The following is a 21903-nucleotide window of genomic DNA, read 5'->3' on the forward strand; positions in this document are numbered from 1 at the left end:
GCCGCTGGACGCGATCACAGAACCGTGGCGATCTGCTCCACGGCCCAGTCGATCTCTTCACGGGTGATCACCAAGGGCGGCGCCAGGCGGATGGTGTCCACGTGGGTTTCCTTGCACAGCAGTCCGCGGTCCTTCAGCGCCTCGCAATAGCGCCGCGCCCCACCGGCGTCGGCATGAAGCTGGACCGCAATCATCAGACCGCGCCCGCGCACTTCGGCCACGCGGTCACCCAGGGCCTGGCGCAGGCTGTTTTCGAAGTAGGGGCCCAGTTCGGCGGCATTGTCGATCATGCCTTCGTCCACCAGCACGCGCAGGGCCATGCGTGCCACGGCACAGGCCAGCGGGTTGCCGCCGAAGGTGCTGCCGTGCTCGCCGGGTTGCAGGACGCCCAGGACCTCGGAATTGGAGAGCACGGCCGAGACGGGGTAGAAGCCGCCTGACAGCGCCTTGCCGATCAGGGTCACGTCCGCCTCGATGCCTTCGTGCGCCTCGGCCAGCAGCTTGCCGGTGCGCCCCAGGCCGGTCTGGATCTCGTCGAGGATCAAAGTCGCACCGTGCTGCGTGCAGAGCTGGCGCATGCGCGTCAGGTAGCCAGCCGGCGGGATGATCACGCCGGCCTCGCCCTGGATCGGCTCGGCCAGCACGGCCACGGTGTTGGGGGTAAAGGCCGCCTCCAGCGCCTGGGTGTCACCGAAGGGCACCACCTTGAAGCCCGGCGCGAAGGGTCCGAAGCCGCGGCGCGCGTCGGGATCGGTGCTGAAGCCGACGATGCCCAGGGTGCGGCCGTGGAAGTTGTTGCAGCAGACGATGATCTCGGCCTGGTCCTTCGGCACGCCGCGCACCTCGTAGCCCCACTTGCGCACCGCCTTGACCGCGCTCTCCACGGCCTCGGCCCCGCTGTTCATGGGCAGGACCTTGTGCGAACCGGTCAGCTCGCAGACCTCTTCGTAGAACAGCGCCAATTGGTCGTTGCGGAAAGCGCGCGAGGTCAGGGTCAGCCTGGCCGACTGTTCGACCAGGGCCTCGCGGATGCGCGGATGGCAATGGCCCTGGTTCACCGCGGAATAGGCCGCCAGGCAATCCAGGTAGCGCCTGCCCTCGGTGTCCCAGACCCAGACGCCCTCGCCGCGTGACAGGACCACGTCCAGGGGCTTGTAGTTATGGGCGCCTAGGGCCGATTCCACCTCGATGTAATCGGCCGGCGCCCTGTAGATGCGGCTTTCTTCGCTTGCGGCAGACATGATGTTTCTCCTTGCGGGGTCAGGCTTCACTGAGGCTGTGGACAGGGGGCGCAGCATCTGGCGCCGCGTGCACGCTGCTGCGGTCCAGACGCAGGGTCATGCAATAGGCGGCCCCGCCCGACAGGATAAAGGGATCGAGGTCCAGCTCGGTGCAGCGATAGCCGCGCGCTTCGAGTTCCCCTTTCAGACGCGCCGTGCCCTTGGCCATGATGATGTCACGGCCCAGGTTGACGGCGTTGAGGCACAGCAAATCGGCTTCCTCCCGTGTGGCCTCTATACGCAGATCCGCGGGCACGCGGCGACGGATCTCCGCTACCGAAGCATCAGAGAGCGCGCCGGGATGGAAGACCACCTCGCCGCCCGGCAAGGGATAGAAACAGACATCCAGGTGATAATAGCGCGGCGAGACCAGCTCCAGCGGCACCACAGGAAAGCCGAAATGCGCTTCGAGGGCGGCGGCGGACTCATAAGACGAGCGCTGGCCCCAGCCGACCCAGAAGTGCCGGCGCAGGGGATCCCAGATGCAGTCACCGGCACCCTCGTGGAAAATGCCCTCGGGCAGCAGGGCCACCTCACGCAGCCGGCCCTGGTCCCTGAGCTGCTCGAAATGGGCCTGGAAATGCGGCTCCTCCCCCTGGCGTTCCGGATGAAGGAAACGCGCCAGAAGCGCGCGGCCGTCCAGGACCACGGCAGCGTTTGCGGGGAACAGCATGTCCGGCAGGCCGGTCTGGCCCGGCACCACCTCGACCTTGGCGCCTGCCTGTTCCAGGGCCTTGCGCAGGGCGCTCCAGCACCTCACGGCCTGGCCATGCCGCTCTGCCGCGGCGGCCGACCAGAGTTCAGGCTTCATCCAGGGATTGATGGCATAGCTGACCTCGTAATGGGTCGGATCGGTCATCAGGAAGGTGGGCACAGGTCTCATTCACGGCCTCCGGGGAAAACGCGTCTATCCCGGAAGTCTGGTCTCGAAAGCAGTTGGCATAAAGGGCGTGAAGTGCCATTTTCGTCAGCATAATTGGCGATATGATATATTTTTCTGGCAGATTGGTAATGACCGCTTCCCTCGACGACACCGACCGACGCTTGATCGCCCTGCTGCGCAGCGACGCCCGCCTGCCGGCCTCCAGCCTGGCGGCCGAGCTGGGCGTTTCGCGCAGCACCGTGCAGAACCGCATCGAGCGCCTGAAACGCGACGCGCTGCTGCTGGGCTTCACCGTGCGCCTGAAGCCCGAGGCCGAACCCGCCCCGGTGCGGGCCATCACCATGATCGAGGTTCAGGGCAAGGCCGCAGAGCGCGTTCTCAAGACCCTGCGCGGCTTCCCCGAGATCGCCACCCTGCACACCACCAACGGCCGCTGGGACATCGTCGCCGAACTCCACAGCAGCGACCTGGAGGCCTTCGACAAGGCCCTAAACCGCCTGCGCCTGGTGGAAGGCATCGCCCACACCGAGACCAGCCTGCTGCTGTCCACCTACAAGTAGGGCGGGCGCTTCTGTCCCCTGCCGGTGCCGAGACGCTTCGAGGGCCCCTACGGGGCCACCTCAGCGTGAGGGGTTTTATTATTTATTATCAACAATTTAGAGCACCCCTCATGTTGAGGTGCATCCCGCAGGGGTGCCTCGAAACAGCTTGGTACCGCCGGCACAACCCGGGCGCACCCCCCGCTTCAAGCCTCGACAAATCGGCTGCAAGACACGAAAGTGCGCGCCGTCATGAATGCCATTCTCAACGTCGTCCTGCCCGTCTTCGGAATCATGCTGGCCGGTTACCTGGTGGGCCGTGCACGGATTCTGGGCGAGGACTCTGGCCGTGCGCTGAACGGCTTCGTCTACTACGTGGCCCTGCCGGCGCTGTTCTTCGGCTCCATGGCCGACGTGCCGCTGGCGCGGATCTTCAACTGGCCCCTGATCCTGTCGTTCGGCGGCGGGTTGCTGGTCACCTTCCTCTTCTCCATCGCCGTGGCCCTGGTCTTCTTCCGCGGGCGCTTCGGCGAGGTCTCGATGCACGGCCTGACGGCCATCTTCTCCAACACCGGCTACATGGGCGTGCCGCTGCTGCAGATTGCCTTCGGGCAACAGGGTGTGCTGGCGGCCGTCATCACCACGGTCATCACCGCGGTGGTGGTCATCGGCATCGGCGTCATCCTGCTGGAAACCGACCGCCACCAGGGCAGCGCGCCGCGCGTCATCGCCCGCAATGTCAGCCTGGGCCTGGCAAAGAACCCGCTGATTCTCTCGGCTCTGGCCGGCATCCTCTATTCCTGGAGCGGCCTGCCCCTGCCCCAGCCGGTCGCCACCTTTATGGAGCTGACCGGCAATGCCGCCGCCCCGGCCGCGCTGTTTGCCATCGGCCTGTTCATGGTGGGCAAGTCGCTGACCGAGGGCATGCGCGAGGTTGTCTGGATCTCCTCGCTGAAACTGCTGGTCGCCCCCCTGGTCACGGCCTGGCTGGCCTATTCGGTCCTGGGCATGCAGGGCGTGGACGCCAAGGCCGCGATCATCCAGGCGGCCCTGCCCACGGGTGCGCTGATGTTCGTCCTGGCCCAGCAGTACGGCGTCTATGTCCAGCGCGCCACCTCTGTGATCCTGGTCTCCACCGTGCTGTCGGTCCTGACCCTCTCGGCACTGTTCGTCCTGCTGGGCGTGCAGTAGTCAGCGGGCCAGGAACGCCCGCGTCTCCGCCAGGGCCTCGGCCAGGCCCACCCGCCTGGGCTCGACGCCCTCGGGGAAGGCGCCATAGAGGCGCGAGGGCATGCGGGAATCCAGCAGCACGAAGACGCCCCGGTCATCGGCGCGGCGTACCAGTCGCCCGAAGGCCTGGCGCAGGCGCAGGCGGGTCAGCATCTCGTCGTACTGGCGCTTGCCGAAATGCGCCTTCCGGGCCTTGTGGCGCAGGTCCGGCCGCGGCCAGGGCACCCGGTCGAAGGCGATCAGGCGCAGGGCCCGGCCCGGCACGTCCACCCCGTCGCGCACGGCATCGGTCCCCAGCAGACAGGAGTCCGGCTCGGCCCGGAACATCTCGATCAGGGTCGAGACATCCACGCCGTCCAGGTGCTGGGCCAGCAGTTCCAGTCCGGCCTCCTCCAGCGGCCGCACGATGCGCCCGTGCACGGCCTTCAGCCGGTTGATGGCGGTGAACAGGCCCAATGCCCCGCCGCCCGAGGCGAGGAACAGCTCGCGCACGGCGGCTGCGATCTGGTCCGGATTGTCGCGCGCCAGGTCCGTGATGATGAAAACGCGGGTCTGCTCGGCATAGTCGAATGGCGAAGGCACCCGGGCGCGTGTCGGGGCGGACAGCAGATGCGCCGCTCCGGTCCGCGCCTCGGCCGCCTGCCAGTCGCCTTCGCCCTCTCCGGGTCGGTCGGTCAAGGTGGCCGAGGTGACCAGCGCACCGTGCGCCGGCTCGAAAACCGTCTGTGCCAGGGGGATGGTGGGGTCCACCCAGTGGCGGTGCAGGCCGACATCGATATCGCGGCCCTCGATACGGTCCACCGCCAGCCAGTCCACGTATTGCTCGGGCGTTTCCTCGGCCAGGGCGGACAGCATGGAACGCCAGGCCGTCACCTGGACGATGGCACGGCGTTCCAGGGAACGCTGGGCCGCCTCGATGCGCCGGCGGGTATCGCTGTCCAGCTGGGCTGCCTCGGCATCCAGGCGCCGGGCCAACTGCCGCTTCAGGTCCTCCAGTGGCGCCAGCAGCTTCTCCAGGGCCCGATCCAGTTCGGCAGTGGCCGTCAGCAGCTCGTCGTTGGCCGGATGCACCTCGGATTCCAGGCTGTAACCCTCGGCGGCGCGCGGCGCGCGGGCATGGACCTGGCGGCGCACCTGCAGCAGGAAGGCCTCGCAGGGCCCCCGGGGCTGTCCATCGTTCAGGCGGGCATGCCAGCCCTCGCCCGGCAGGATCACGGCCGCACGCACGATGGCATGGACGGCATCGGACAGCTGTTCGTCCTGGGCCACCAGTTCCTCCAGGCGCCGCTTCAGGCCGCGCAGGCGGCTGGCCGAACCGCCCCGCCGGTTTTCGGCGCCCAGCAGCCAGCGGCGCAGCTCCAGTCCCTCCTGCCCGCTCAGGTGGGCCGAGAAGGCGGCATCGGCGGCGTCGAAGAGGTGATGGCCCTCGTCGAAGACATAGCGCAGGGGCAGCTGCCCGTCCTCGGCCCCGCCCATGGCCGCCTGGATCAGCACCAGGGCATGATTGGCCACCACCAGGTTCGCCCGACGTGCGCGACGGATCGACTTCTCGATATAGCACTTGCGATAGAACTCGCAGGCCGAATGGATGCATTCGCCGCGGCGGTCGGCCAGACCCAGGGTGCGCGCCCGGCCCAACAGGTCGACCAGCCAGCCGGGAAAGTCGCCGCCCACCATGTCGCCGCTGCGCGTGCGCGCCGCCCAGCGCGCCACCAGGCCCAGCGCGATGGCCTGGTCCGAGGCCTGCGCACCGTTCACCGAAGGCACCCGCTCGGCGTAGTTCAGCAGGCAGAGGTAGTTCTCGCGCCCCTTGCGCACCACCACGCGCTGGCGCTTCTCGGCGGCCTGGGGATAGAGGCGGTCCAGTTCGCCGTCCAATTGATGCTGAAGGTTGCGCGTGAAGGTGGACAGCCAGACCGGGGCCTCGTTCTTCTCGGACCAGAGGCTGGCCGGGGCGATATAGCCCAGGGTCTTGCCCACACCAGTGCCGGCCTCGGCCAGCACCAGGTTGGGGGCGTTCTCGTCGGCGCGCGGCTGGAAGGCTGTCGAGACCGCCGAGGCATAGTCCGCCTGCTGCGGACGCTCCTCGGACTCCTCACCCAGCAGTTCGGCCAGGCGGGCCCGCGCCTCGGTGGCCTCCACCGGCGCGCTCGACGGCTGGGGCTCCGGTGCGTGATCGCTCCATTCGCCCAGCTTCTCCCAGACGCGATAGCCCTGGCCCAGGCGCGGCGGCGTGCCGCTGCCGTCATGCAGGCCCAGCGCCTGCATCACCCAGGGGCCCCACAGCCAGCCGGCCCGCGCCATGGTATAGGCGATGCCCGCCGCCGAAGCGTCCTCACGCGACAGGGCCTCCAGTTCGCGCAGCAGCAGATCGGCGCAGCGGTGCAGGGTGACGGCCTGATCCTCAAGGGTCTCAGGCTGCGGCAGGCCCAGCGCCTGCGCCATGCCGCGCGGCGTCGGCGCGCAGAAGCTGGCCGGCCGCGTGAAGGCATAGAGTTCCAGCACGTCATAGGCACGAAAGCCGGCATCCAGGCCCAGGCGGCGTCCCGCGGCCCGGGCATGGCAGACCAGCGGCGCCTCGTCCTTGACGCGGCGCGCCGCCTCCTGGGGCGACAGCCAGTCCACCTCGCCGTCCGAGGTCAGCCAGAGCACACGCGTGACCCCTGCCAGCAGGACTGGCGGCGGCTGGTCGGGCAGATCGATGCGCGGGCTGCCTTCGGGAAAAAGGCCGGACTCGGGATCGCTGGCTGTCATGGCGCTGGAGTATAACGACGCCCCTGCATGACACCAGAGACGATACGAGCGGGACAAGGTTGGCCGGTTCAGTAATGCGTGCTCGCGCCATCTCTTTATAATCGAGCAATTGTAATAAAACGTCTTTTAATTGCTGTATTGTGATAGAATCATCACCCAGATGACACAGAATTGGCTTATTTCCTTTGTCTCCTGCCCACCGTCCTTGCTTTCGGCAAGAAACTAAAAAACTCAGCTTTTTGAAGAAGGAGACAGAAGATGAATACAGGGGAAATTTGGGGACAGGCGAAACCCTATCTTGTTGGAGGGGCTATCGGAGTGCTTGCGGCAGTCGTCATAGAGTTCAGTGCGGGATGGGTTGTCACTTCCGGCACCATGGCCGAGGAGGTCTATAGCGCCCGCACCAATGCCTATGCAACGGTCTGCGCCACCAATAGCATCGAAAGCTGGAAGGCAGATAACAACGACATTGCAGACCTTGAGGGCTTTTCCAATGACCAGCGCGACGCATTGATCAAACGGAACATGCCCGTCCTTGCCGACGATGCGGCGACCTCTCTCGCCGACGATATACAGGACAATTGCGAGGACAAGATCCGCGCTCAGGTATAAGGCTTGCACCGGCAGGGCTGCCGCACTAGCGACAGCCCTGCCTGCAAAGTATCCTATCCCCCTGTCCTACCACCCTGGCGAAACCCGGAGTCTCCGTCAGGGTGGCCTTTTTTTGTCTACGCCAATGAACTTGGACGCATGGCTCAAAGCTCCCAGCTAGGGACAGGGGAGCCCTGCAGCCGCGTACGTTGACGGATTGCGGGCCCGCGCCTAGTTTCCCCGCCCATTGACGGATTTTATCAGCACAACGGCGGACAAGCGATGGCGAGCGAACGCGATCTGGCTCTTGCGGGCAAGGCCTGGCCCTTCGAGGAAGCACGGAAGATACTGGACCGCCTGGACGGCAAACCGCCGGAGAAGGGCTACGTCCTCTTCGAGACCGGCTATGGCCCCTCGGGCCTGCCGCATATCGGCACCTTCGGCGAGGTGGCGCGCACCACCATGGTGCGCCGCGCCTTCCAACGCATGAGCGACATCCCCACCAAGCTGTTCTGCTTTTCCGACGACATGGACGGCCTGCGCAAGGTGCCGGACAACGTGCCCAACGCCGAGATGCTGCGCGAGCATCTGGGCAAGCCGCTGACCCGCATTCCCGATCCCTTCGGGGAATATGAAAGCTTCGGCCATCACAACAACGCGCGCCTGCGGCGTTTCCTGGACTCCTTCGATTTCGAGTACGAGTTCCAATCCTCGACCGACTGGTACAGCTCCGGCGGCTTCGACGCCGCACTGTTGAACGTGCTGCGCCACTACGACGAGATCATGAAGGTCATGCTGCCCACCCTGGGCGCAGAGCGGCAGAAGACCTACAGCCCCTTCCTGCCCATCTCGCCCAGCACCGGCGAAGTCCTGCAGGTGCCCATCCTGGAACACGACGCCGAGGCCGGTACCATTGTCTTCGAGGACACGGACGGCCGGAAGGTCGAGCAGCCGGTGACCGGCGGTCTTTGCAAGCTGCAGTGGAAGCCCGACTGGGGCATGCGCTGGTATGCGCTGGGCGTCGACTACGAGATGTCGGGCAAGGATCTGATCGAGTCCGTGAAGCTGGCCAGCCGCATCTGCAAGATCCTGGGCCATCGCCCGCCCGAGGGTTTCAGCTACGAGCTGTTCCTGGACGAGAACGCCCAGAAGATCTCCAAATCCAAGGGCAACGGACTGACCATCGACGAGTGGCTGACCTATGCCCCGCAGGAAAGCCTGGCACTCTATATGTTCCAGAAGCCACGCACGGCCAAGCGGCTCTATTTCGACATCATTCCCAAGGCGGTGGACGAATATCTCTCGCACCTATCCAAGTTCGAGACGGAGGAGCCTGAGCGCCAGCTGGAGAATCCCGTCTGGCACATCCACAACGGCCAGCCGCCGCGCGAGCGCGCGCATCTGAGCTTCAGCCTGCTGCTGAACCTTGTGGGCACCTGCAACAGCGACGATCCGACGGTGATCTGGGGCTTCATCTCGCGCTATGCGCCGAAGGCCACGTCCGAAAACGACCCGCTGCTCGACCGGCTGGTGCGCTATGCCATCGCCTATTACCGCGACTTCGTACAGCCCACCAAGCAGTACCGCGCACCGGATGCCGAGGAGCGCAAGGCGCTGGAGGATCTGCTGCAGCGCCTGGAGCAGCTGCCCGCCGACGCCGAAGGCGAGACCATCCAGAACGAGGTCTATGCCGTCGGCAAGGAACATGCTTTCGAGCCGCTGCGCGCCTGGTTCAAGGCCTGCTACGAGATCCTGCTGGGCCAGCAGCAGGGGCCACGTCTCGGCTCGTTCTTCGCGCTCTATGGACTGGAGAACAGCCGCCAGCTGATCCGCGACGCACTGGCACAGGACTCCGTCTAGGCGCCGGAGTCACGATCCGCGTCCGCCGCAACCAACCGGAAGGACAAGACCATGCAGGAAGCGCTCTACTGGCTTGATCTTCTGGGTGTGGCGGTCTTCGCCGCCTCGGGCGCACTGACGGCCTCGCGCAAACAGATGGATATCTTCGGCTTTGCCCTAGTGGCCACGGTCACCGGCATCGGCGGCGGCACGCTGCGGGACCTTCTGCTGGGCATCCAGCCGGTCTTCTGGATCAACGATCCGGCCTATCCGCTGACCTGTGTGGCCATCGCCGTGATCGTGTATTTCACCGCCCACCTGGTGGAATCGCGCTTTCGCACGCTACTCTGGGCCGACGCCCTGGGCGTGGCCATGTTCTGCATCACCGGCGCGGCTATCGCCCTAGCCGCCGGAGCACCGCCGGTCTCGGCCGTCATCCTGGGCACCGTCACCGCTACCTTCGGGGGCCTGACCCGCGACGTACTCTGCAATGAGATTCCACTGATCCTGCGGCGCGAAATCTATGCCACCGCGGCCGCCGCCGGCGCCACGGTCTTCGTGGTCCTCGACCTGCTGGGCTCACCCGGCTGGCTGGACATCGCGCTGGCCTTCACCACCGCACTCGCCCTGCGCGGTGCGGCGCTCAGCTTCGGCCTCTACTTCCCCGTCTACAAGACCCGCCCGGGCCGCGACTACAGCGACGACGGTTCGTGAGGATCAGGGCGCCGCATCCTCGTTCTCGTCGACAGGCTTGACGGACAGCTTCAGGCCGAGAGCCTGCAGCGTACCCAGCAATGTGCTGAGCTTGGGGTCCCCGGTCTCGCTGAAGGCCTTGTAGAGCCCCTCGCGGGTCACGCCCGCCTGTCGGGCGACCTCGGACATGCCGCGCGCCCGGGCGACAGTGCCAAGAGCAAGGGCAATGTCTTGCAGATCCCCCTCTTCGAAGGCCACTTCCAGATAGGCAGCCACATCCTCTTTATCCTTGAGGTAATCCGCAGCATCGAAGGGAGTCGTCTTGAGTGTCATGGTCATAGCCTCCGCGCAATGTCCTTCGCCTTCTCGATATCCCTTCTTTGCGAGGACTTGTCCCCACCGTTCAACAGGAAGATGACGGTTTCGCCACGCTGGACAAAATAGAGGCGATAGCCTGGGCCATAGGGAATGCGCAATTCACCAATACCCTCGAAGAAATTGGCATCCCCCAAAAGGCCACGCTGGACCCGCTCCAAGCGTGTCAAAACTCGGACCTTGGCGTGTTTATCCTTCAGCCCGGCAAGCCACTTGCGGAAGAATTCCGTCTGATGGACCTCGAAGGTCTGTGAACTATGATTCACAGAAAGCCTGCCGTCAAACAGATTGTGAACTCTGGTTTACAGACATCTGAAATGAAGAACCCACCATTGCCCTAAGGAAGCAGCCATTCAGGACGAGGTTTACAATCAAACAAGATTGCATTCAATTTTACATTTCCCCTTATAGATGTTTCCTGCAAACAGCTTTGTATTCAAATCGACGGAAACAGTTTTTATACCCCCGACTCCCTAAACAGCCCGCACGGAGGAACCACACATGACGAACGAGATTACCGGAGGGTGCCTGTGCGGCAGTCTGCGCTACCGCGCGACGGGCACGCCATTGAACGCGAGGATCTGTCATTGCCGTCAGTGCCAGAAAGCCGTCGGTGCGGCCTTCAACGCGCGGATCCTGTACCCGGCCGACCAGGTTTATCTGGACGGACCGCACAAAACCCACCACTCCTCTGCCGACCTGCTGCGCGGCTACTGTCCGGAGTGCGGAACCTCCGTGTTCTCGCATCGGATTTCGTCGGACTGGATCGGCATTACCGTGGGCTCGCTGGACACCCCCGAGGTCTTCAAGCCGGAAGCGCATACCTGGATCAGCGAAAAGCAGCCGTGGCTGACGATTGCCGATGGCCTTCCGCAGTATCAACGCATGCCGAGTTGACCTTCTCGGGATTGTGAGATCTGTGGCTATCCGGCCACAGATTCAAGAATTCCATCCGGGGTGGATTCTGGCCTGACTTTCGGCTTTGCGAAAGCTGTATTCCGGCGCTTTATTCCCCATCTGAAGATACGATGTCTTAACGATTTTTCCCTTAGTTTTCGCTCAGCCGCCATGCTTGGCGGCCGAACACCGTTTCAACGCGGCGCAGCATCCGTGCGAGGCCGAGTACAAGGCATGGATGGAGAACGAACCATGGACAACACACCACAGGTCCAGCCCCAGGACCCGCCAGTCATCGACAAGACCCTCAACCTGGAGTCCGGTCAGGAAGCAGTTACCGATGTCACCCGAATCAACACCCCGGGTGAACTGGCGGCGCTGGGTGTCCTCTTCATGGCTGTCTCCTTTATCGCGCTCGGAGCTTTCGCCTCCCTGATATTCTGAGATCGGCCCGGCCCTGAGGGATGCGGCAGGGCGACGACTCGGCTGGCTGTTTTTTCGTTCTGGCGAACCGGAAAACCATAATCTTCGGCCCTCGTCGCCCTCCCTTCACGCTGCTTCGCGAATGAAGCTTTGCTTTCTTGCCTGTGCAAGGACCTGAAAAACTGCACGTAAAGCCTTATGGTCCCCGGTCGGGTCAGTGGCTATACCATTTCCCTGTGTGGTCTGGTTGAGTCAGGGCGACCTTCTTCAAGCACAGTGTCCAGCCAGGAAAAAACCCGTTCGTCGAATAGTTCGCGACCCATGCCTTCGCAATGGCCGCCGGCGCCTTCGACCTTTGTGAAACGCTGGAAGGTCACCTCCGCCGCCGTCATGGCATTGACCAGCAATTGCCCTTGCCCGGTCGAGATGGTGTCCTGCTCGTTGTCGCAGATCAGGCTGGGGCAGGTGATTCGCGGGGCGGCCTCCCGGTTGTGAAAGGCAACCAGATGACGGCAGTAGTCCTGAACCGTCTTCACGCCGTGAGCCGCCATGCGCGGCCGGAACAGAAAGGCACCTTCCCCGCCCTGGGCAAGGCTTTCGAAGATATCGTGTGCCTCCTGGCTGTCTTCGTCCAGGCGTTCGATCATCTTGGGTGGCAGGCGTGCAAACATGGCCGAACCGATGTCGTACTGTCCTGGATCGGCCACCAGGGCAGCCAAGCGGCTTTCCCCGGCGGCGGCGCGCGGCACCAGATAGCCACCGAAGCTCACACCCACGGACACCAGGCCTGCGGGGTCCAGACGAGGGTCCTGCAGGGCCTGGTCGATCACGGCCTTAAGGACCGTTTCGAAATCGGGGCGCATGAAGGCGCGGGTTTCGGGGTCATAGAGAGTCTTGCCCTGCCCCGGGCCATCCACGGCCAGTACGGCATAGCCACGCGCCAGGGCCGGCAGCCCCACCATGACCAGCATCTCCTCGAGGCAGGAATCATAGCCCGAGGGCAGCAGCAGGGTTCGGCAGGGACTCCCGTCATTTACCGGAAGCGCCAGATAGGCGTGAAGTGTTCCAACTTCGAAAGGAAGCTGCATGGCCTGGCCGGACCAAGGGCTTAGATCCATGTAGTTCTGGAAACAGTCCGCCACCCTGGGCCAGGACTCCTGCAGTTCGGCACAGTCCAGATCGGTGCGGTAATAGAAGCTGGATTGCCGCCAGGCCTCGCCAGCGCGCAGGAACAGCAGGCGGGCCGTTTCCTGCTGTCCGGACGCCCGCGCACTCAGGGCGCGGGTCTCCAGACTTTTGGCCAGCCTGCGCCAGGCACGGTGCCAGCTGTCGACAGAGGCGTCGCGGATGCCCTCGGCTGTTGCCATCACTTCACCGATCGACGCAGCACCCAGATAAGTCTTGCCCAGGCTGCGCTTCAGCTGGGCATTGAAATCCCGTGTCGCAAACGGCGCAAAGTTCATCCTGAACGCATCCCTTCCTGGACTCGATACGGGCGAAGCGGAAATCACTCCGTCGGTCGCTGGGACAGCAACAGATGGATCATGAACTTCCGCAAGATTCTTTCAAGCCACTTATATGACAGTCGCGTCAGCTATTTTGTTCCTTCAGAATCGCCGGATCGAAGGGCGGCCGCGCAAAGATCTCGCGCAGCACGGGCGCAAAGTGGGAGAGCGGCTTCGTGGGATAGTGCGGGTCGAAGGATTCCTGGTCCCAGTCACGGCAGAATCGCTGGCAGCTTTCGAAATAGGGATGGTCTGCAAAAGCCAGATGCCGATCCGTGGGCAGGCCCAGCCGATCGGCGTAGAACTGCATCTGGAACAAGCCGTGCATCTCCAGCACCCAGGTCACCTCCTGGCGCACATAGGGCCGCAGGATGGCGGCGGCAAACTGCGAGTGATTGTGCGGAGCCAAGTCGTCGCCCAGGTCGTGAACCAGGGCAGCCACGACCATCTCGCTGTCGGCCCCATCGGCCTCTGCCCGTGTCGCCGTTTGAAGCGAGTGTTCCAGGCGCGTGACCTGGTAACCTTCCAGCGAATGTTCCAGCCCGGCCAGCGCCGCCAGGATGCGGTCGGCCACCCCGGCTGCGTGATCCTGTTCCAAACGGTCCAGGAAGTGATAATCCGCGCGCGTACCGTCGCTCATACGGGTAAAGCTGACCTGGTCCATCACGCCACCTCCCGCACACCGGCTTCGGATTCGTCCCGCGTGGACAGCACGCGGTAGAGACTTTCCGGACCGTCCCGGTCGATGTAACAGCCCTGGAGATGACGCAGTCCCTCGTTGGGGTCATAGGCGGTGCGCCCATGAAGGACCCGGTTGTTGTCGAACATCATCAACTGCCCCTGCTCCAACAGGAAACGGAATTCGTTCTCGGGATCGGACAAGAGAATGCCCAGGCGGCGCCGCGCCCGATGAAACGATCGCAGGACAGTCGGATCCAGCAACGGCGTTTCATCCAGGCGCGGGCTGTAATGGATCCCGGTCGTGCGGCCCAGGTGATCTGTCTCGATCATGGGATGACGGTCGATCAGATGAGCCTGGCCATCGCTGAAGCGAAATGCCACCTCGATTTCCTTCAACAGCTGGAAGCCTTCGGGATCCTCATCCTGCAATTGCTCGCACACACGGAAGCCATCCACCAGGGTCGAATGACCGCCCGTGGTCTCGTTCGCCAGGCAATGCAGGATCTGGATACCCGGGACCGGATTGCGATAGGGATTGTCCGTGTGGGGCGCCAGAGGCACAGGCCGATAGGCCAGGTCATTCGAACCCGGCCGGGAATAGACCTCGAAGTAGCGCCCGAAGTTGGTGTGTCGCACTTGCCCGAAGTGCTCCGCCACGCTCAGGATGGATTCCCGGTCCGTCGGCGTGTTTTCCAGGATCACGAACCCACGGGCCAGGAAGGCCTCGACACAGGCCAAGGTTTCCAGGCTGTCGTCTTTTATCTTCTGCCAGTCAAAGATCTTGCCGGCTGCATCAACAGCGCCCCAGGTCGTCGCCCTGGGCAGGCCGCTGTCCTGGTCGATGGCATCCTGGAGGTTTTCCAGGGCATAGCTGTCATCAAAGCCGTCGCTGTAGGTCACCTGCAATGCCCCGTCCTGCAAACGGGCAGTTACGACGGCCAGATCCTCGGGCAGCTCGTGGGGATTGAACAGGCGCTGGCCCGTGACCGGATCGCAGAGGCTGGCATCCTGGCTGCGCTCACGCAGCCACAGCGCCGGCAACGGAGAGCGCTCGCGCCCCAGGGTCACGAAAGGCTGGTTGTCCACCACATCAAAGCTCATGGGTGATCTCATGAAATTCCTCGTTCCAACTTGTCTTGCAGGACACTTGGCGTGCCTGTCGTGGAGAGAAGGTGAGCCGCAGGAACCGGGAAAAAAAGCTGGAAAGAGCTGAGGAAATTCATAAGGTGGACTTATGGATTCACTGGCACGCCGCCTTCCGCCCATGAATGCGCTCATCGCCTTCGAGGCGGTGGTCCGTTGCGGCACGATCACCGCCGCTGCAAGGGAACTGGGAACCAGCCAACCGGCCGTATCCCAGCGCTTGCGTAGTCTGGAAACGCACCTGGGTAGCCCCCTGTTCCAGCGCAGTGGGCGCCTACTGAAGCCGACGCCACAGGCGCAACGCTATTGCGAAACGGTTGCCCAGGCCCTGCACAGCATTGCCGGGGCCAGTGAGGACATGAAGCCGGGACGGCAGGCCAGACCCCCCATTGTCATTTCCGCACCCTTCGGATTTGCACACTTGTGGCTTGAGCCCTTGCTTCCATCGATGGAAGTCGCCTTTCCAGAACGAGACTTCATCATTCGTGCCGAGGATGACCCGCGCGTGAATCCGCAGCGTCGCCCCGACATGGAGGTGCGCTTTGGACGGCACGAGCGCAGCGGTTCCGCATTGCGCTTCCTTTTCCATGAAGCCGCCCAGCCGGTCTGTTCGCCCGCCTTTGCCACGCGTCACGGCCTGGTTCCGGATGACCTGCTCGCGCCTGAACGCTTGCGCGAATTGCCCCTGCTTCATCTGGACGAACAGGAGTCGCGCTGGTGCGACTGGCCGCTGTGGTTTCAGGCGCAGGGAATCGAGGATTTCGAAGCCGACGTCCGGCTCTATTACAACAACTACCCCCTGCTGCAGCAGGCCGCCCTGGAGGGCAAGGGTATCGCGCTGGGCTGGCGTGGACTGGTGGACCCCTTGCTGCAGGAAGGCCGGTTGGTGACCTGTGGCCAGGCCTTCACACGCTCCGGGCGGGGCTATGGCCTGGTCCTGCACAACCTGTCCAGCCGGCCGGCCCGCCAGGTTGCCGACTGGATCGCCGAGCAGGCAATTCCCTTGGCAGACCGCCTGCCACAACAGGGCAGTGAAGGCCTCTGAATGGCTGTCATGCAGCCCCCTTCCTTGCAAGGCTGGCCACAGCATGGGAAAAACCCGGCACTCAGGAACAACAAGGGAGACATCAGACCCGTGTCTGAAAACGAAGACCATTCCTGGCTGAAGGATATCCGCAAGATGGACCGCGAGGACCTGCGCGCCTACTACGACCAGTGGGCGGAGTCCTACGATGAAACCCTGCAGTCCTGGGACTACCAGGCGCCGAAGCAGGCGGCGGCGATGCTGAAGCCACTGATCTCGACCGAAGCAACGATATTCGATGCTGGCTGCGGCACCGGCCTCAGCGGACTTGCCTTGCGCGACGCCGGTTACACCGGGCGCATCGACGGCAGCGACCTGTCACCCGAATCCGTCGAACTGGCCAGGAAACGCGAAATCTACAACGCGGTCCAGGTCATCGACCTGGACAAGCATCCCCTGCCCCTGGAAAGCGATCTCTATGACGCAACCATCTCCATCGGGGTCCTGACCTACATCAAGGACATGAGGGGTCTGTTGACGGAATTCTGCCGCGTTACGCGCCCCGGCGGCTATCTGCTGTTCACCCATCGCGATGACCTGGTGGCCGAGCAGGACTTCCTTACCCTGACCCGGGAACTGGAGGACAAGGGCCTGTGGAAGAAGGTGAAGATCACCGATTCACAGCCCTATCTGCCGGGCCACCCGGACTATGCCGACAACATCGGCATCATCTATTTCCTGTTCCAGGTGAACTGACTTTATCTGCCCTATAGGCCGGAACGGGACCGGAATGACGAAAGGCTGTCATCCGACAGGATGGCAGCCTTTCGTCTGTGAATGCCCCAGCCGCTCTTTGGCGGAAGAGTGCTGTCGAAGCACTCAGTCTTCCATATCTTCCTCGACATCGCGGGCGGTGTCACTGGTGGCCTCGCCAACAGCCTGTGTATCCTGCCCCATTCCCTCAACGGTATTGCAGGCAGAAAGCGCTGCAGTGGCACCAAAGGCAAGAAGCACCAAGAGAAGCGGTGTCTTGGCAACTGATGAAAGAGTCATTATTGATTCCTTTCTGTTTCGAATTCCACGGTCAAGGGACATGGGCCCGCGCCTCGGTTATTCAACAAGAGACCTGAGCCCCCGGTCTGTGACGAATAAAGGGCATCCGCACAATCGGCATTGCTCCCCGCGGCGTCAGGCCAGCCGCGCCGAAGCCATTGGCGAAGGCCACATGGCTCGGTTAAGCCTACAGCATGAAGAGCACGGCAGCACTGAAACAGATCCTGGTCGCCGTCCAGCCGTCCGTGATGGCCGAATGCAGTCTGCAGCGTGCCTGTCAGATGGCTCGCGCACACCGGGCCTCGTTGTGCATCCTGCATGTCCAGCCCGAGGAAATGCCGCCCTTTTTTAATGCAATGCCTCCTGAAGAACGGCAAGACATCCAGGATCAACTGGAACAGGACAGCCTGCAGGCCCTGAAGTCACTGTCCCAGTCCTGGAGACAGGGAATACCCGACGTCTCGCACCTTGTCCGCCACGGTCGCGCTGCGGAACAGATCCTGTCAGTGAGTCACAAAATTTCAGCGGACCTCATCGTTGTAGGGCTCAATGAACAAGGCTGGAGCAAGGCGCGTTTCCTGGGCTCCACGACGGATCATGTGGCTCGCCACGCAAAACAGCCCGTACTGCTCACAAAGCGGCCAGGTGCGCCCTATCAGGGTGTCATCACGGCCGTGGACCTCTCCCCGGCTTCGCTGGTCATCCTGCAAAGCAGCATGGATATCTGTCCAAAGGCCCAGCACCGGGTCGTCCATGCGGACAACCTGCCCCTCGTATTCGAACAGACCCTGATCCGGAGCGGAACCAGCAAGGCAGAGCTTCAGGACTATCAACGCATTCGACTGCAGAATGCACGCAGCCGACTGAAAGCCATCATAAGGGACCTGCCCGCCCCGGAAGGCCGGAGACCCGGGCTAAAAATCCTGCAGGGAGACACCGAAGAGCTGCTGATCAGCCTGTCACGCAACGGACGGGTCGACCTGATCGCTGTCGGTCTGCGGCGACAGGCTGCGCTCAAGGAGGCCCTGCTGGGCAGCATTGCGCGCAGCCTGTTGCGTCAGGCCGCCTGTGACGTCCTCTTGATCCCGTACCCGTCGAGGAGCCGAACAGGATCCCAGCGCGCAGGTTAGAACAGCACCATTGTCGCCACGGTGAAATAGATGACGACGCCGACGGCATCGGCAATGGTGGTGACCAGCGGCGCGCTGGCCGTTGCCGGATCCAGCTTCATGCGGTCCAGCAGGAAGGGCAGTGACATGCCGACCAGGCTGCCCATCAGAACCACCAGAACCATGGTCAAGGACACCACGATCGCGATTTCCATCCCACCGCGCATAAAGCCGATGGCCGAAACGGCAATCGCCATGGTCAGTCCCAAGGCGAGGGCCACGATCAACTCGCGCCCCAACATGCGCCCCCAGTCCCGCATCACCACATCGCCCGTGGCAATCGCCCGGACCATCAGTGTGGCCGCCTGGGATCCGGCGTTGCCGCTGCTTCCGATCAGCAAGGGCAGGAAGAACACCAGGGCCACATGGCTTGCAATGGTATCCTCGAAATAGGCGATCCCGGCGCCGGAGAAGAGGTTACCGAAGACCAGAAGTGCCAACCAGAAGATGCGCTTCTGGTAGAGCATGCCCACGGAGGCCGAGCGCACACTCTCCGTCAGCTTGCCGACCGTGCCGATCCTGTGGAAGTCCTCGGTGGCCTCTTCCTGCAGAGCATCCAGGGCATCGTCGTGCGTGACAATGCCGACCAGCCGACCAGTATCATCCACAACCGGCAGGGCAATCACGTCATAGCGCGCAATCTTGCGGGCCACATCCTCCTGCTCGTCATCAACGCCGACTTCCAGGGTTTCCTGTTCCATCACATCGGAAACCCGGGTTTCAGGGCGTGCGAGTATCAGTTCCTGCAAACGCACCGAGCCGAGCAGGCAGCGCTGTTCGTCAACCACATAGGCACGATAGATGGTTTCCTTGTCAGGGGCCTCCTTGCGCAGGACATCCAGCGCCTCGCGAACGGAAAGATCGGGGCGCAGGGCAACGTAATCCGAGGTCATGATGGCCCCCGCCGTACCCTCGGCATGCGCGGCCAGACGGCGGATATCCTCGCGCTCGGCCTGGGCCAGGCCCGGCAGCAAGGCTTCCTGTTGTTCGGGGGACAGCCGGTTGAACAGATCGGCCCGGTCGTCTGCGTCCATCTCGGTCACGATCCGAGCCAGATGCCGCCGGTCAAGCAGGTGCGCCAGGGAGACCTGGGTCCCGGGCGTCAGGTATCCGAAGACTTCCGTGCGGCGCTCCAGAGGAAGGGACAGCAGATGTTCGCGCGCCGTACTTGCCGAAACCTCCTCGAGGAACGACGCCACATCAACAGGATGGGCGGTCTCCAGGAATTCCCGTAGGGTTTCCGGATCATCCCGAAGAAGAAGCTCGACGGGGCTGTCCGTACGCAGGTCTTCACTCATTCTTCCGCCTCCCCGTGTGCGCGCTGCCGAGCGCCGCGAAGGGAGGCGGCTGTCAGATCACCTGCCCCTCATCGCCTGCTCTGCCAGCAACCAATGTTCCGGCCGGACAACGGCCCGGCCCCGGATCTGTCTCTCGGCTTTACCCTGCAGGAACACCTACTCGGGTCGTCCATGGCTGTATCACCTCTGAAATCAAGCCCGGCCAAAATAACAGCATTGCCGCGCCGTGCATCATGATTCGCATCTCTGGAGCCTGTCACAATGCGCTCAAAGAAAACTGTAGGGATCCACATCGATGGCCAGGCGCACCGCCCCCGGCAAGCGGACCCTGTTACGCCAGTCCGCCAGACAGCGCTGGAGCGCCAGGTCACGCCGGGCCTTGACCAGGAAGCGCCGGCGATGCCGCCCGCGCAGGACGGCCAGGGGCGCCGGGGCCGGTCCCAGCACCTCGAGACCCTCGGCCTGGGGTGCGGCTTTGGCCATGGCCCGGCTGGCCGCATCGGCCTGCTCGGCAGATGGCGCGGAGATGACAAGCGCCGCCATGCGCGAGAAGGGCGGCAGGAAGCCGCGCTCCCGGGTGTCGGCCTCGTGCGCCAGGAAGGCATCCCGGTCGCCGGATTGCAGCGCCTGTAAAACGGGGTGTTCGGGAATGTAACTTTGCAGCAGGACCCGCCCGGGGCGCTCGGCCCGGCCGGCGCGGCCCGAGACCTGTTGCAACAGCTGATAGGTGCGTTCCCCGGCGCGCAGGTCGCCCCCGCCCAGGCCCAGGTCGGCATCGACCACGCCCACCAGGGTCAGCCAGGGAAAGTGATGCCCCTTGGCGACGATCTGGGTGCCCACGATCAGGTTCACGTCACGCTGCTGGATCTGCCGCATCAGGTCCTGGGCGGCAGCCGGTCCCGGCAGGGTATCGCTGGACAGCAGAAGGTGGCGGGCATCGGGAAACAGCAGGCGGACTTCCTCGTCCAGGCGCTCCACACCAGGCCCGCAGGCCACCAGACTGTCGGTTTCGTCACAGGACGGGCAGGTTCTGGGCAACGCTGCCCGGTAGCCGCAGTGATGGCATTGCAGCTGTCCCCACTTGCGGTGCTCCACCAGCCAGGCTGTGCAGTCTGGGCACTCGATCCGGTGGCCACAGGTGCGACAGAGCGTCAGCGGGGCGTAGCCGCGCCGATTGAGGAACAGCAGGGCCTGCTCGCCCTGCTCCAGCGTTTCGGTAATGGCCTTGCGCAGGCTTGGCGCCAGCCAGCTCTGCCCGCCGCTGGGCAGGCGTTCCGGACGGTCCTTGCGCAGGTCCAGGACAGAAACCTCGGGCAGGCTGGCCCCGCCATGGCGCGCCGGCAGTTCCGCCAGCTGATACTTGCCGGCCTGGACATTGAGGACGCTCTCCAGGGACGGCGTGGCCGAGGCCAGAATGACCGGGAACTGGCCCAACTGCCCCCGCACCACGGCCATGTCCCGGGCCTGGTAGATCACGCCGTCCTCCTGCTTGTAGGCCGGGTCATGCTCTTCGTCGACCACCACCAGACCCAGATCCTGGAACGGCAGGAACAGCGCCGAGCGCGCGCCCACAAGCACGCGCGCCTCGCCCTCGGCCACGGCTCGCCAGGTCGTACGGCGCTGGGCCGGAGTCAGATCGCTGTGCCACTGGGCCGGCTGTACGCCGAAGCGACGCTCGAAGCGCTCGATCCACTGCGAGGAGAGGGCGATCTCGGGCTGCAGGACCAGGACCTGCCGGCCCTGGGCCAGGGCCCGGGCCACCGCCTCGAAATAGACCTCGGTCTTGCCCGAGCCGGTCACGCCATCCAGCAGCGTTACCGAAAAGACAGCCTCCCCCACACGCTCGCAAAGCGCCTCGGCCACGCCGGCCTGCCCCTCGGACAGGACGGGGCCGGGACGTGCCCCATCGGGCAGGGCGAAGCTGCGCCGCGGGCGCCTGGACACAGCCTGCAGCAGTCCGGCCTGTTCCAGGCCCTTTACGACGGACGCACTGACCCCCGCCTCGCGGGCCAGCACACCGGGCGGATGTGCGAAGCCCTGACCTGCCAGCTCCAGAACCCTTTGGCGGGCCGGGGTCAGTCGCAGGTCATCCGGTAGGGGGCGATCACTGCGCTGCAGGACCTGTTGCGGGGCTGGCGGATCCAGGGCGGCCGGAACCGACAGCGCCATGCGCAGGACATTCCCCAGCGGCGCCAGGGTATAGCCGGACACCCAGGAAATGAATCGGCGCTGGACGGATGGCATGGGGGGGACGTCATGAACGCGCAGCACGCACTTCAGCCGGTCCCGTGAAACGGCGGCCTGGTCCTGTTCCTGCCAGATGACGCCCGGCAAGCGGCGTTGGCCCAGTGGCACCTCGACAATGGCCCCCGGCTGGGCGGACAGCCCGTCAGGCAACAGATAGCTGTAGGGTTGATCCAGCGGCAGGGGCAGCAGGACGGCCACCACCGTCCCGCCGGCAATGACCGGCGCATCCGTACTCAGGCTGGCAGGCGAGGAAAGCATGGGCTAGACTGAACTCCAAGG

21 protein-coding genes are annotated in these 21903 nt (G+C 64.1%); 10 read left to right on the top strand and 11 right to left on the bottom strand.

Going from position 1 to position 21903, the window contains the following annotated elements; genetic code table 11:
* Positions 1 to 14: 14 nt before the first annotated feature.
* Positions 15 to 1241: an ornithine--oxo-acid transaminase gene (rocD, locus tag G502_RS0109625; protein ID WP_022728463.1), complete on the bottom strand. Its 1227-nt coding sequence runs from the start codon at positions 1239 to 1241 to the stop codon at positions 15 to 17.
* Positions 1242 to 1260: 19 nt separating this feature from the next.
* Entirely contained in the window at positions 1261 to 2163 is a 903-nt protein-coding gene (locus G502_RS0109630; protein ID WP_026989295.1) for a dimethylarginine dimethylaminohydrolase family protein, read from the bottom strand.
* A 128-nt stretch (positions 2164 to 2291) separates the two neighbouring features.
* On the opposite strand from G502_RS0109630, the gene G502_RS0109635 reads away from it, so the two are divergent.
* The gene (locus tag G502_RS0109635; protein WP_022728465.1) at positions 2292 to 2723 is read left to right on the top strand and encodes an Lrp/AsnC family transcriptional regulator; all 432 of its coding nucleotides are present in this window, start codon (positions 2292 to 2294) and stop codon (positions 2721 to 2723) included.
* A gap of 219 nt (positions 2724 to 2942) precedes the next feature.
* Complete coding sequence (locus G502_RS0109640) at positions 2943 to 3893, top strand: AEC family transporter (protein ID WP_245560748.1); 951 nt, start codon at positions 2943 to 2945, stop codon at positions 3891 to 3893.
* Here G502_RS0109640 and G502_RS0109645 read toward each other — a convergent pair whose 3' ends face one another.
* Positions 3894 to 6686 (bottom strand): ATP-dependent DNA helicase, encoded by a 2793-nt coding sequence (locus tag G502_RS0109645; RefSeq protein ID WP_022728467.1) that lies wholly within the window; start codon positions 6684 to 6686, stop codon positions 3894 to 3896.
* A 258-nt stretch (positions 6687 to 6944) separates the two neighbouring features.
* On the opposite strand from G502_RS0109645, the gene G502_RS0109650 reads away from it, so the two are divergent.
* The 3 genes from G502_RS0109650 to G502_RS0109660 all read left to right on the top strand — a co-directional run bounded on the left by G502_RS0109650 (position 6945) and on the right by G502_RS0109660 (position 9830).
* Complete coding sequence (locus G502_RS0109650) at positions 6945 to 7298, top strand: hypothetical protein (protein WP_022728468.1); 354 nt, start codon at positions 6945 to 6947, stop codon at positions 7296 to 7298.
* Positions 7299 to 7559: 261 nt separating this feature from the next.
* Positions 7560 to 9137, top strand: a complete 1578-nt coding sequence (locus G502_RS0109655; protein WP_022728469.1) for a lysine--tRNA ligase — start codon at positions 7560 to 7562, stop codon at positions 9135 to 9137.
* Positions 9138 to 9188: 51 nt separating this feature from the next.
* The gene (locus G502_RS0109660) at positions 9189 to 9830 is read left to right on the top strand and encodes a trimeric intracellular cation channel family protein (protein ID WP_022728470.1); all 642 of its coding nucleotides are present in this window, start codon (positions 9189 to 9191) and stop codon (positions 9828 to 9830) included.
* Between the two features lie 3 nt (positions 9831 to 9833).
* Here the strand turns inward: G502_RS0109660 and G502_RS0109665 are convergent, their stop codons facing one another.
* Together G502_RS0109665 and G502_RS0109670 are read right to left on the bottom strand one after the other, a co-directional pair.
* Positions 9834 to 10142, bottom strand: a complete 309-nt coding sequence (locus G502_RS0109665) for an addiction module antidote protein (protein WP_026989298.1) — start codon at positions 10140 to 10142, stop codon at positions 9834 to 9836.
* Between the two features lie 2 nt (positions 10143 to 10144).
* Positions 10145 to 10450, bottom strand: a complete 306-nt coding sequence (locus G502_RS0109670) for a type II toxin-antitoxin system RelE/ParE family toxin (protein ID WP_022728472.1) — start codon at positions 10448 to 10450, stop codon at positions 10145 to 10147.
* Positions 10451 to 10685: 235 nt separating this feature from the next.
* Here G502_RS0109670 and G502_RS0109675 point away from each other — a divergent pair, with 235 nt between their 5' ends.
* Entirely contained in the window at positions 10686 to 11081 is a 396-nt protein-coding gene (locus tag G502_RS0109675; protein WP_022728473.1) for a GFA family protein, read from the top strand.
* 252 nt (positions 11082 to 11333) lie between these two features.
* Positions 11334 to 11525, top strand: a complete 192-nt coding sequence (locus G502_RS0109680; RefSeq protein WP_155957828.1) for a hypothetical protein — start codon at positions 11334 to 11336, stop codon at positions 11523 to 11525.
* 200 nt (positions 11526 to 11725) lie between these two features.
* Here G502_RS0109680 and G502_RS19535 read toward each other — a convergent pair whose 3' ends face one another.
* The 3 genes from G502_RS19535 to G502_RS19540 form a co-directional block, all read right to left on the bottom strand.
* Positions 11726 to 12967, bottom strand: coding sequence for an alpha/beta hydrolase family protein (locus G502_RS19535; protein ID WP_022728475.1), 1242 nt, complete (start codon positions 12965 to 12967; stop codon positions 11726 to 11728).
* A 127-nt stretch (positions 12968 to 13094) separates the two neighbouring features.
* Positions 13095 to 13673: an HD domain-containing protein gene (locus G502_RS0109690; RefSeq protein WP_022728476.1), complete on the bottom strand. Its 579-nt coding sequence runs from the start codon at positions 13671 to 13673 to the stop codon at positions 13095 to 13097.
* On the bottom strand, positions 13673 to 14791 hold the full coding sequence (locus G502_RS19540) for a TauD/TfdA family dioxygenase (RefSeq protein ID WP_022728477.1): 1119 nt from the start codon (positions 14789 to 14791) through the stop codon (positions 13673 to 13675). Before G502_RS19540 ends, G502_RS0109690 begins: the two co-directional genes overlap by 1 nt.
* 133 nt (positions 14792 to 14924) lie before the next feature.
* Here G502_RS19540 and G502_RS19545 point away from each other — a divergent pair, with 133 nt between their 5' ends.
* Positions 14925 to 15878, top strand: coding sequence for a LysR family transcriptional regulator (locus G502_RS19545; RefSeq protein WP_022728478.1), 954 nt, complete (start codon positions 14925 to 14927; stop codon positions 15876 to 15878).
* A 90-nt stretch (positions 15879 to 15968) separates the two neighbouring features.
* The gene (locus tag G502_RS19550; RefSeq protein ID WP_162140967.1) at positions 15969 to 16613 is read left to right on the top strand and encodes a class I SAM-dependent DNA methyltransferase; all 645 of its coding nucleotides are present in this window, start codon (positions 15969 to 15971) and stop codon (positions 16611 to 16613) included.
* Between the two features lie 123 nt (positions 16614 to 16736).
* On the opposite strand, the gene G502_RS22020 is transcribed toward G502_RS19550, so the two are convergent.
* A complete protein-coding gene (locus G502_RS22020) occupies positions 16737 to 16910 on the bottom strand; it encodes an entericidin A/B family lipoprotein (RefSeq protein WP_022728480.1) in 174 nt (57 codons plus the stop codon).
* 194 nt (positions 16911 to 17104) lie between these two features.
* Between G502_RS22020 and G502_RS0109715 the strand changes: the two genes are divergently transcribed.
* A complete protein-coding gene (locus G502_RS0109715; protein WP_022728481.1) occupies positions 17105 to 18040 on the top strand; it encodes a universal stress protein in 936 nt (311 codons plus the stop codon).
* Here G502_RS0109715 and mgtE read toward each other — a convergent pair.
* Together mgtE and G502_RS0109725 are read right to left on the bottom strand one after the other, a co-directional pair.
* Positions 18037 to 19377, bottom strand: coding sequence for a magnesium transporter (gene mgtE / locus G502_RS0109720; protein WP_022728482.1), 1341 nt, complete (start codon positions 19375 to 19377; stop codon positions 18037 to 18039). The two genes, G502_RS0109715 and mgtE, sit on opposite strands and share 4 nt — an antisense overlap.
* A 267-nt stretch (positions 19378 to 19644) precedes the next feature.
* Positions 19645 to 21882, bottom strand: coding sequence for a primosomal protein N' (locus G502_RS0109725; protein ID WP_022728483.1), 2238 nt, complete (start codon positions 21880 to 21882; stop codon positions 19645 to 19647).
* Positions 21883 to 21903: the final 21 nt, after the last annotated feature.

The sequence above is a fragment of the Fodinicurvata sediminis DSM 21159 genome, assembly GCF_000420625.1.
GTDB lineage: Bacteria > Pseudomonadota > Alphaproteobacteria > Kiloniellales > DSM-21159 > Fodinicurvata > Fodinicurvata sediminis.